The sequence below is a fragment of the Microbacterium sp. UBA1097 genome, assembly GCF_002313585.1.
Taxonomy (GTDB): Bacteria; Actinomycetota; Actinomycetes; order Actinomycetales; family Microbacteriaceae; genus Microbacterium.
Window position 1 is genome coordinate 99,854 of the sequence record NZ_DCBW01000038.1, and the last position, 10,922, is coordinate 110,775.

Consider the following 10,922-nt stretch of genomic DNA (forward strand, 5'->3'; position numbering starts at 1 on the left):
CATGTTCTTGATGTAGTCAGCGTGACCCGGGGCGTCAACGTGTGCGTAGTGACGCTTCGGGGTCTCGTACTCGACGTGCGAGATGTTGATCGTGATACCGCGCTGACGCTCCTCGGGAGCCGAGTCGATCGACGCGAAGTCACGCTGCACGTTGGTGGCCGACGGGTACTTGTCGGCGAGCACCTTCGAGATCGCCGCGGTGAGCGTCGTCTTGCCGTGGTCAACGTGACCGATCGTTCCGATGTTCACGTGCGGCTTGGTCCGCTCGAACTTGGCCTTAGCCACTGGGTCCTCCTCAGGACGGTCATGTAGAAGCTCCGGGCGCTGGATTGCGACCGGCACTCTACGGGGATGTCTCTCAGTCTAGGCGAGAGGGTGTGTGTGTTTCTGGTGTGAAGTTGTAACCCCGAAGAACCGGATGCCGCGGGCGCGGCATCCGTGGGCGATCACTCGCCCTTGTTCTTCTGGACGATTTCGTCGGCGACGGCCTTGGGGACCTCCGCGTAGCTGTCGAACTCCATCGAGTAGACCGCGCGGCCCGAGGTCTTCGAGCGCAGGTCGCCGATGTAGCCGAACATCTCCGACAGGGGAACCAGGGCACGGACCACCTTGACGCCCGCGGCATCCTCCATCGACTGGATCTGGCCGCGACGCGAGTTCAGGTCACCGATGACGTCACCCATGTACTCCTCGGGAGTACGCACCTCGACCGCCATCAGCGGCTCGAGGATGACGGGGTTCGCCTTGCGGACGGCCTCCTTGAAGCCCATCGAACCGGCGATCTTGAACGCCATTTCCGACGAGTCGACGTCGTGCGACGCGCCGTCGTTCAGGATCGCCTTGATACCGACCATGGGGTAGCCGGCCAGGACACCGACGTTCATCGCGTCCTGGAAGCCCTGGTTGGTGGGCTCGATGTACTCGCGCGGGATGCGGCCACCGGTGACCTTGTTCTCGAACTCGTAGATCTTCTCGGCAGTGACCTCGAGGGGCTCGAGCGCGAACTGAATCTTCGCGAACTGACCCGATCCACCGGTCTGCTTCTTGTGCGTGTAGTCGTGACGCTCGACGGCCTTGCGGATCGTCTCGCGGTAGGCCACCTGCGGCTTGCCGACGTTGGCCTCGACCTTGAACTCGCGCTTCATGCGGTCAACGAGGATGTCGAGGTGAAGCTCGCCCATCCCCTTGATGACGGTCTGACCCGTCTCCGAGTTCTGCTCGACGCGGAACGTGGGGTCCTCTTCGGCGAGCTTCTGGATCGCGAGACCCAGCTTCTCCTGGTCGGCCTTCGTCTTGGGCTCGATGGCGACCTCGATAACCGGCTCCGGGAACGTCATCGACTCGAGGACGACCTGGTTGTCGGCATCCGACAGGGTGTCACCGGTCGTCGTGTCCTTCAGGCCGATGACCGCGTAGATGTGACCAGCGGTGACCGACTCGACCGGGTTCTCCTTGTTCGCGTGCATCTGGAAGATCTTCCCGACGCGCTCCTTCTTGCCCTTCGTCGAGTTGACGACGGCAGAACCGGAGTCGAGGTGACCGGAGTACACGCGGATGTAGGTCAGGCGTCCGAAGAACGGGTGCGAAACGACCTTGAACGCGAGAGCAGCGAACGGCTCCTCGCGGTCGGCGTGACGCTCGATGATCTTCTCTTCGTCCTTGGGGTCGTGAGCCTCGATCGAGGGAACGTCCAGGGGCGAGGGCAGGTAGTCCACGACGGCGTCGAGCATCGGCTGCACACCGCGGTTCTTGAACGCCGAACCACACAGCACCGGGTAGGCCTCACCGGCGATCGTGAGCTTGCGAACAGCACCCTTGATCTCTTCGGGGGTGAGCTCCTCGCCACCGAAGTACTTCTCCAGCAGCTCGTCGTCGGTCTCGGCGACGGCCTCGAGCAGCTTCGCGCGGTACTCCTCGGCCTTCTCGACGAGGTCGGCCGGGATCTCCTGGATCTCGTACTTCGCGCCCATCGTCACGTCACCCTTGGCGTCACCGGGCCAAACCAGCGCACGCTTGTAGATGAGGTCGATGACGCCGACGAAGTCGTTCTCGACCCCGATCGGGATCTGCAGCACGAGCGGCTTGGCCTTGAGGCGGCTGACGATCGTGTCGACGGTGAAGTAGAAGTCCGCGCCGAGCTTGTCCATCTTGTTGACGAAGCAGATGCGGGGGACGTTGTACTTGTCGGCCTGACGCCACACCGTCTCGGACTGGGGCTCAACGCCCTCCTTGCCGTCGAAGACGGCGACTGCGCCATCGAGGACGCGCAGCGAGCGCTCCACCTCGACGGTGAAGTCGACGTGACCCGGCGTGTCGATGATGTTGATCTGGTTGCCCTCCCAGAAGCAGGTGACTGCCGCGGAGGTGATCGTGATCCCGCGCTCCTGCTCCTGCTCCATCCAGTCGGTGGTGGCAGCGCCGTCGTGAGTTTCACCGATCTTGTGGTTGACACCCGTGTAGAAGAGGATGCGCTCGGTCGTCGTCGTCTTGCCGGCGTCGATGTGAGCCATGATGCCGATGTTGCGGACCTTGTTCAGGTCGGTGAGCACTTCTTGTGCCACGGGATGTCCTTACGTGTGGTGAGGGATGTCGCGGACTCTGCCGTTCCCGCAGGTTCGTGGCCTGCGGGAACGGCGGAGGGGTGTTACCAGCGGTAGTGGGCGAATGCGCGGTTCGACTCGGCCATCTTGTGGGTGTCTTCGCGGCGCTTGACCGCGGCACCGAGGCCGTTCGAGGCATCCAGGATTTCGTTCTGCAGGCGCTCGGTCATCGTCTTCTCACGACGACCCTTCGCGTAGCTGACAAGCCAGCGCAGCGCGAGGGTGTTCGCACGGTGCGGCTTGACCTCAACGGGAACCTGGTAGGTGGAACCACCGACGCGGCGGCTCTTGACCTCGAGGGTGGGGCGCACGTTGTCGAGCGCCTTCTTGAGCGTGGCAACAGCGTCCTGGCCGTTCTTGGACTCGACACCCGACAGGGCGCCGTACACGATCGACTCGGCGAGCGACTTCTTGCCGTCGACGAGGATCTTGTTGACCAGCTGGGTGACGATCGGAGCGCCGTAGACCGGGTCGTTGACGACGGGGCGCTTGGGGGCGGGACCCTTACGAGGCATTTTTCTCAGCCCTTCTTCGCGCCGTAGCGACTACGGGCCTGCTTGCGGTTCTTGACAGCCTGGGTGTCCAGGGCGCCGCGGACGATCTTGTAGCGAACACCGGGAAGGTCCTTCACACGGCCGCCGCGCACCAGCACGAGCGAGTGCTCCTGCAGGTTGTGGCCCTCGCCGGGGATGTAGGCGGTCACCTCGGTGCCGTTACGCAGCTTCACGCGAGCGACCTTGCGCATCGCCGAGTTCGGCTTCTTGGGGGTGGTGGTGTAGACGCGGGTGCAGACCCCGGCCTGCTGCGGGTTCGACTTCAGCGCGGGGGCCTTGGTCTTGCTGACCTTGGGCGACCGTCCCTTTCGAACCAACTGCTGAATGGTTGGCACGTTTTCTCCTTGGTTGTGCTGCACGGTGACAGCTCGTGGTTTCACCACAGATCCACCGGCGCGCCAGAAGTCTGTCGCGAGTCGTGTGGTGGATATGCCGTGGGGGTGGCCTGTTCGCAGGCCGTTCCCTGATGTGCGGACCGCGCTTGCCTTGCGACACACCGAGGCGCAGCACAAGTGGCGCGCAGGCGCACACCCGATCAATGATACGCGGGTTTTCGGAGGTCGGTCAAACGCAGACCATTCTCGACCCTGCTGTCAACGCGACGCGCGGACCAGTCGCAACTCGAGGTCGCCGAGCAGCATCCGTTCCCCGGCCGGAGCTTCCCCTCCGGGAGCGAGTTCGAGCTCGCTCCCCGTGACCGAAATCACAACGACGCCGTTCGTGGACCCGAGATCGACGACGTGCCACTGTTCGCCGCGCAACTCCAACCGAGCGTGTGTCTTGGAGACCGTGACGTCATCGAGTGCCACGAGCTGCGCGCCCGAGTGAGCAGGGTCGGGTGACGGGCGCCGCCCGAGGATGACGACCTGCGCGCGCAACTCGAACTCGTCGCCCGCCGCCGTCACGAGCGACCACCGCTGACGATTGCGGTGGGCCAGGAGCGTTGCGTCGAAGTCGCCCTCAACATCAGCGGATGCCGACACCGCCGATCGCGCCATTCGCGGCGATCCCGCCACCGGGGAACCAACGATCGCCGAAACTGCCCCCGAAGTCTCGGGGAAGGGCTCTGCATCCGGCCCCGTCGCCCAGTGTTCGCCGTCGGCAACCGGCGGGAACAGGGGCGCGTCCTCATAGGGCGACCGACCGCTGACCGCCGAAACCGGCGCCGGTGCGCCGGGAACGGCATCCGTCACGTCATCGATCGGCTCACCCGCCGGCACGCGGCCGGGGGCATCCGCGTCGGCCGCCGGCGCCAGGCCCGTAGCACCGGTCTCGGGAGGTCGTGCAGCACGCGCGGGCGGCGCGAACGGTTCGGGGGCAGCGGCGGGTTCAGGGGCAGCAGCGGGTTCGTCCCGTGCTGCCGGCTCGTCGGGAGCGGATGGCGCCGGCTCCCGCGTATTGGATGCCGGCACCTGCCGTGCCTCCTCGGGCACCTCTGCCGACGGCGACGCAGCCGGCGCGACGGGAGGCACCAATGCCGGCGGACTCTGCTCGGCCTCGGTGAACGCGGAAAGCAGGTCCCATCCGTCGTCGGCGTGGGAATCCTCAGCGCGCGACCGCGAGTCAGTGTCTGCTCCGGGCGCAGAAGGCTCGAGGGGCGGTGGGGCGAACGGGGAGACGGCAGGCGGCGCTGGTGGAGGCGGTGGCGCTGACGCCGCTCTCCCCCCGCCAGCGTCGGAGGCACCGAACACTCCAGCATCGGCTGCCGTGCCACGACGGCGGCGGCCTTCCCGTCCGATCCAGCGCGCCGATCCGAAACCGAGCACCGTCGCCCACACGGGCAGCAGCAGAGCCGCCAGCACCGTCATCCCTCCCCCATACCCGAAGGAGAGTCCGATGCGATGCGCGGCGACGATCATGAGAACCCAGACAGCGACAGCGCCGAACCCCGGGACCACCAGCAGCAGGACCCACCATCCCGGAATGCCTCCCAGAACGAGCAACGCTGCGATGTTCAGGAACGGGACCCACGCTTTCCACCGCGGCTCACCCGACTTCGCGAAGACAGCCCCGAGTGCGAGGGCGCACCAGACGTACAGGGCGATCATCGTCACCGAGACGGGGATCAACAGAATCAGCGCCTGATTCATCGCTGTGCCGTCGGTCATGGCATCCACCCTAGGCCGCAGCCATGCGCGACGACGCGTCCGGTCACCGTGGAGCCATCACTCCCCGACGGCGTCACGAGGATCGAAGGGCGCGTCCAGCGACCGGGCGAGATCGTCGAGCATCGCCGTGATCTGCGGCTCGACGTACTGGCTGACTCCCTGTTGGATGCGCAGTCGATGATGGAGCAGGATCGTGCAGACATCCCGCCCGATCATGTTGGCATAGTCGTCGGCCAGCCCGACCTCTTGGCGCAGCGCCGCCTTCGCCTCGGGGCTCAGGGGCGGAAGCGCCGGAACATCGGCGTCTGCTTCGTCGGCAAGACCCGAGATCGTGAACAGGAACGGAGCACCGGGAACCGGGTCAGGGTCCAGCGGCAGACCCTCGAACTCAGGCTCGAGGCCTTCAGCCGGCCGGTAGCTGCGGGCGCGGTTACGGGCAGCCTGCTGATCGAGTTCCGCCTGCAGCATCGGGAGGTTCTGTGCCGTGTAATCGGCAACCGCATGGTCGACGATCGTCTTGATGCGGGTCGACAGGCCGTGCTGCACACCGTGCGGCACATCGGAGCCAAGACCCGCCGCCGACAGGATTGGTGACCCGAAGCACCGTCGACACGGCGCCACCCGCCCGCGGTGGGTCGCGGGTTCCCAGCGCGGAAGCCAGCGCAGCCAGGCATCGACTGCCTGGCTCACCTCCGTCTCGAGCGAGCGCTCCACACCTCTACGGTAGCGCCGGAGCCCTCGTCCGCCGAGGCTCCGTCGCAGACTGCGCGTGTCGAGGCGCTCACTCGTCGTCCTCTCGTTCCCACGGCCACCGAGCGTTTTCATCGGCGCCGCGCACGACTGCCAGAGCCATCGCCGCTGCCAGGATCGCCGCTGCGATCACGACCAGACCCGGCCAAGTGGTTGCTGCGCGCCCGACGGCGGAGAGCGCGCGGGCGACATCCGCCGACGCGCACACGGATGCCACACCCAGCCCCGCGAGGTAACCGAGGAAGCCGGCAAGGCCGCTCCACAACAGCGTTCCCCAGATGCCTGGGGACAGCATCCGCGCCCAGATCGTCGCCGCCACCGCCGCGAGCGAAGCGCCGACGGCGATGATGCCCGGCGCCTGACCCAGGCCCGGCGTGACGATGACGTCCTCGTCCAGGAGCAGGCTGACGATACCGAACGCTGCGATGAGCACCGCCGCGAACAGCACGGCTCCCGCCGCCGTTGCTGCTGCCCTCCGCGACCGGCTCATGAGCTGGACGCGCTCCGAGCCACCGTCACGGGTGCTCCCACCGCGCCTTAGTACTGGTGCAGCTGCGGACCCGCCTCGAGAGTGCGCTCATACTCACGGCGCGCCTCGACGTTGAGCTCGGTCATCCGCTTGCCGCGCGCGGCAACCCACGAACCGAACCAGATCGTGAGCTCACGGCCGATGATGAAGGCAGCGATAGCCAACGGAGCCAACAGCTGGCCTTCGACCAGCTCTGCGCCCTCCGCGGCCGTGAGGTTCCAGAACGGCGCCTGGAACAGCTGCCCCAGCAGGTGCCCCCCGTAGGCCGCGACCCCGACGATGAGACCGAAGATCACCCACGCCGCCCAGCGGCCGCGGTTGATGATCGCACCAAGCAACCAGAACGCGACGAAGAACACAACGACCGGCACCCACAGGGCCCAGGTCCCCAGCGCCGCAAGCAGCGCGGTGCCTATGCTGCCCACGGTCACGGATCCGTCGATGAGGCCAAGACCGACCCAGACGGCGAGGTAGAGAACTCCGAACGAGAGCGCCGCGAGCAGGCCGATCGCGCCCGCAGCGGCACGGTTGCCGCGAGGACGCGGAGCCTCAGGCGCCTGAACGAAGATCGGCTGCGCACCGTAGGGTCCCACGCCCGGCTCGCTCGCCGTCACCACGGGTGCGACAACGGTGGCCTCATATGCTTCGGTGGGGGCTGCCGCCTCCGCTGGCGCGGATTCGACAACAACGGGCTCGGCCTCGGGTTCGACGCTCGTCGGCTCTGCCACAGGCTCGACCACGACGGGTTCAACGACCACGGGCTCGGCGGGAGGTGCATCAGCCTCGGGCGTTGCCGACCCAGCGGCTTCGGCATCCGCGAGGCTCTCGCGCGCGCTGCCGACAACGTCATCGACGGGCGGCTCCTCGGCGACGGGCTCGCCGACCGGTTCCTCCACGGGCTCGCCGGGCGTGGGCTTGTCGTCACTCATGCGAAACTCCTCCCGAGGTAGATCCTCGGCTCGCAGACTACCCCGACCCTGGTTCAGATCCGCGGAACGAGGCCGTGCGGATGCCGATATGGATTCTCGGCGACACTGCTGAGCCACCCCCAACTCGCTGACATCACTGCCAGAGATGGATCGCGATGCGGTGGTCGTAGTCCTCCGGGTACCACGCGCTCGAGACGGTCGTCACCCAGAGCGGGCCGTGCACAGCTTGATGTTCGGTGCCGGCATCCGTCGTCGACGAACATTCCAGCGTGCCCTCCGTCGTCGCGCAGGCGAAGCCTTGACCGCGCAGGGAAGCCTCTGCCATCCCCGCGGCATCCGCTGACACAGTCGCAAAGGTCGTGACGACGGCCTGCCCTGCGCTGGTGGTCCACGTGCAGGTCCGCGCTGCGGTGGGCGCCAGGGCCGCGACGAGGTCAGACATCGCCGTTGCCGGTCCCGCCGTGGACTGACTCAGAATCGCATCGGATGTCCAGGTGAGCTCGTTCCACAGGTCGTTCGGGTACAGCTCGCGGCAGTCGGTCTCGGCAACGTTCAGCCCTTCGGCGACGACAGCGTGCGGCGTCGGGGTTGCGGCGAGCATGGTGACGGCGTTGCCCGCTGTACCTCCCGCCCACGCCATAACCAGCGGCATGGCGGGGACGGCGAACCAGACGAGCGCCCCGACAATCGCCAGAGACAGCACCATCGCGGGGACAGCGATGCGGTTGTCGCGACCGGGAACGCGAGCCATGGTGACCTCCGCCAGCAACCGTACGACGCCGACACCGTTCGAGCCGGTCGGAACCGCTCGCGACGCCCGGAAAAGTTGGCGCGAGTGTCGCGAAGCCCGCAAGACGCGACAGTTCCTTTCCGTTTTTTCCACTCAGATGCCAAGGCGCAGTGGCACACGCGGGTCGCGGGGCTGGCACCGGGTCTGGCGGGAGCCGGCGCAGCCGGCGAGGGCATGTCCCCGCGACCCGCGTGTGCCGCGGAGCCGGACATGAAGGACAACTCGGCGGAGGGAAGGACAACTCGGCTGGGGGTGAGGGGATGCTGGGGACGACGCAGGGCCCCGGGAAAACCCGAGGCCCTGCGTGGGGTGACGACGTGGGTCAGTTGTAGTTGCCCGTGAAGTCGTCGGTCGAGAAGCTGTCGAAGTCGACGAAGCTCAGGTCGGCGTCGCTGTACGCGCCGTCCGAGGCGAAGATGCGGTTGGGGTACCGCTCGCTCTTGGCCTCTTCCGTCGCCTCGACCGCGACGTTGCGATACTTCGCAAGTCCGGTTCCGGCGGGGATGAGCTTTCCGATGATGACGTTCTCCTTGAGGCCGACCAGCGGGTCGCTCTTGCCCTCCATCGCAGCCTGCGTGAGCACGCGGGTCGTCTCCTGGAAGGAGGCGGCCGACAGCCACGACTCGGTAGCGAGCGACGCCTTGGTGATACCCATCAGCTCCGGGCGACCGGATGCCGGGCGCTTGCCCTCGGCGACAGCCTGGCGGTTGATGTCCTGGTAGCGACGGAAGTCGACCAGCTCACCGGGCAGCAGGTTCGTGTCGCCGTGGTCGACGACCGTGACCTTGCGCAGCATCTGGCGCACGATGACCTCGATGTGCTTGTCGTGGATCGGCACACCCTGCGAGCGGTACACGCCCTGCACACCGTTCACGAGGTACTTCTGCACCTCGCGAGCACCCTGGACACGCATGACCTCCTTGGGGTCGAGCGTGCCGACCTGCAGGGGCTGACCGACGGTGACGTGCTGACCGTCTTCGACAAGCAGCGTCGCGCGCTTGAGGACGGGGTACACGACAGCCTCGTCGCCGTTGTCGGGCGTGAGGATGATCTTCTTGGACTTGTCGGTCTCGTCGATCGTGATGCGACCGTCGAACTCGGCGATCGGCGACGCACCCTTGGGGGTACGGGCCTCGAAGAGCTCCTGCACACGGGGCAGACCCTGCGTGATGTCTTCCGCCGAGGCCGAACCACCGGTGTGGAAGGTACGCATCGTCAGCTGGGTACCGGGCTCACCGATCGACTGGGCAGCGATGATGCCGACTGCCTCACCGATGTCGACGATCTTGCCGGTGGCAAGCGAGCGGCCGTAGCAGGTCGCGCAGACACCGACAGCCGAGTCACAGGTCAGAACCGAACGCACCTTGATGGAGGTGACACCGGCAGCAACCAGCCTGTCGATGAGCACATCGCCCACGTCGTCGCCGGCCTCGGCCACGACATCGCCGTTCTCGCCGATGACATCCGCAGCGAGGGTCCGCGCGAACACCGAGTTCTCGACGTTCGGGTCGCGGACGAGCTTGCCGTCGCTACCGGGAGCAGCGATCGTGAACTCGAGGCCCTTAGACGTGCCGCAGTCCTCTTCACGGATGATGACATCCTGCGAGACATCCACGAGGCGTCGCGTGAGGTAACCCGAGTCGGCGGTACGGAGAGCCGTGTCGGCCAGACCCTTACGGGCACCGTGCGTTGCGATGAAGTACTCAGCCACCGACAGACCCTCGCGGTACGAGGAGATGATCGGACGGGGGATGATCTCACCCTTCGGGTTGTTCACCAGGCCTCGCATACCGGCGATGTTCCGGATCTGCAGCCAGTTACCACGAGCACCCGAGCTGACCATGCGGTTGATGGTGTTGTCTTCGGGGAAGTGGGCGCGCATCGCCTTCTGGACCTCGTCGGTTGCCTCGGTCCAGATCTTGATGAGCTCCTGACGACGCTCGGCGTCGGTGGTGAGACCCTTCTCGAACTGTGCCTGGACCTTCGCGGCCTGCTTCTCGTAGCCGGCGACGATTTCCTTCTTCGACGGCGGCGTGAGGATGTCGCTGAGCGCGACTGTCACACCCGAGCGCGTGGCCCAGTAGAAACCGGCATCCTTGATGCGGTCCAGCGTCGCAGCAACCTCGACCTTGGGGTATTCCTCGGCGAGCTTGTTGACGATCTGGCTGAGCTTGCCCTTGTCGGCCTGCTCGCGCACGAACGGGTATCCCTTGGGCAGCGCGTCGTTGAAGATCGCCTGGCCGAGCGAGGCATCCAGCAGCCCGTGGCGCTCGTAGCCCTCGGGGGCGTCGCCCTCGAGGAACGTGAGGCCGGGGACACGGATGCGGACCTTGGCCTGCAGGTCGAGGGTGCCCTCGTCCTTGGCGAGGATCGCCTCCGACACCGAACCGAACACGCGGCCTTCACCGGTCGCCCCCTCCTTGACCGTGGTCAGGTGGTGGAGGCCAATGATCATGTCCTGCGAAGGCAGGGTCACGGGACGGCCGTCCGAGGGCTTGAGGATGTTGTTCGAGGCGAGCATCAGGATGCGGGCCTCGGCCTGAGCCTCGACCGACAGCGGCAGGTGCACAGCCATCTGGTCACCGTCGAAGTCAGCGTTGAAGGCTGCACACACGAGCGGGTGGAGCTGGATGGCCTTGCCCTCGACGAGCTGCGGCTCGAA

The 10,922-nt window shown here is 66.5% G+C and carries 10 protein-coding genes; all 10 read right to left on the bottom strand.

Annotated elements, in window-relative coordinates:
* The coding region (locus B4F19_RS09285; protein WP_292734386.1) for a GTP-binding protein at nt 1–285 on the bottom strand (285 nt) is incomplete at its 3' end.
* 161 nt (nt 286–446) lie between these two features.
* Nucleotides 447–2,561 carry an elongation factor G gene (gene fusA / locus B4F19_RS09290; protein WP_228177327.1) on the bottom strand — a complete coding sequence of 705 codons (2,115 nt, stop codon included), beginning with the start codon at nt 2,559–2,561 and terminating at the stop codon, nt 447–449.
* Between the two features lie 83 nt (nt 2,562–2,644).
* Complete coding sequence (gene rpsG / locus B4F19_RS09295) at nt 2,645–3,115, bottom strand: 30S ribosomal protein S7 (protein WP_228177328.1); 471 nt, start codon at nt 3,113–3,115, stop codon at nt 2,645–2,647.
* Nucleotides 3,116–3,120: 5 nt separating this feature from the next.
* On the bottom strand, nt 3,121–3,489 hold the full coding sequence (gene rpsL, locus B4F19_RS09300) for a 30S ribosomal protein S12 (RefSeq protein ID WP_013584051.1): 369 nt from the start codon (nt 3,487–3,489) through the stop codon (nt 3,121–3,123).
* Between the two features lie 258 nt (nt 3,490–3,747).
* The gene (locus B4F19_RS09305) at nt 3,748–5,262 is read right to left on the bottom strand and encodes a DUF5684 domain-containing protein (protein WP_292734389.1); all 1,515 of its coding nucleotides are present in this window, start codon (nt 5,260–5,262) and stop codon (nt 3,748–3,750) included.
* A gap of 57 nt (nt 5,263–5,319) precedes the next feature.
* A complete protein-coding gene (locus tag B4F19_RS09310) occupies nt 5,320–5,976 on the bottom strand; it encodes a spermidine/putrescine ABC transporter substrate-binding protein (RefSeq protein ID WP_228177330.1) in 657 nt (218 codons plus the stop codon).
* Nucleotides 5,977–6,043: 67 nt separating this feature from the next.
* On the bottom strand, nt 6,044–6,502 hold the full coding sequence (locus B4F19_RS09315) for a hypothetical protein (RefSeq protein WP_292734392.1): 459 nt from the start codon (nt 6,500–6,502) through the stop codon (nt 6,044–6,046).
* Between the two features lie 47 nt (nt 6,503–6,549).
* On the bottom strand, nt 6,550–7,470 hold the full coding sequence (locus B4F19_RS09320) for an ABC transporter (protein ID WP_228177332.1): 921 nt from the start codon (nt 7,468–7,470) through the stop codon (nt 6,550–6,552).
* A 133-nt stretch (nt 7,471–7,603) separates the two neighbouring features.
* A complete protein-coding gene (locus B4F19_RS09325) occupies nt 7,604–8,221 on the bottom strand; it encodes a hypothetical protein (RefSeq protein ID WP_292734395.1) in 618 nt (205 codons plus the stop codon).
* Nucleotides 8,222–8,582: 361 nt separating this feature from the next.
* Nucleotides 8,583–10,922 (bottom strand): DNA-directed RNA polymerase subunit beta' (rpoC, locus tag B4F19_RS09330; RefSeq protein WP_292734397.1); only part of this gene is annotated, 2,340 nt, incomplete at its 5' end.

Excerpts from the sequence above, each read along its gene's own strand:
- rpsG (WP_228177328.1), bottom strand. The coding sequence starts at position 3,115 with ATGCCTCGTAAGGGTCCCGCCCCCAAGCGCCCCGTCGTCAACGACCCG.
- B4F19_RS09305 (WP_292734389.1), bottom strand. The coding sequence starts at position 5,262 with ATGACCGACGGCACAGCGATGAATCAGGCGCTGATTCTGTTGATCCCC.
- B4F19_RS09315 (WP_292734392.1), bottom strand. The coding sequence starts at position 6,502 with ATGAGCCGGTCGCGGAGGGCAGCAGCAACGGCGGCGGGAGCCGTGCTG.
- B4F19_RS09320 (WP_228177332.1), bottom strand. The coding sequence starts at position 7,470 with ATGAGTGACGACAAGCCCACGCCCGGCGAGCCCGTGGAGGAACCGGTC.
- B4F19_RS09325 (WP_292734395.1), bottom strand. The coding sequence starts at position 8,221 with ATGGCTCGCGTTCCCGGTCGCGACAACCGCATCGCTGTCCCCGCGATG.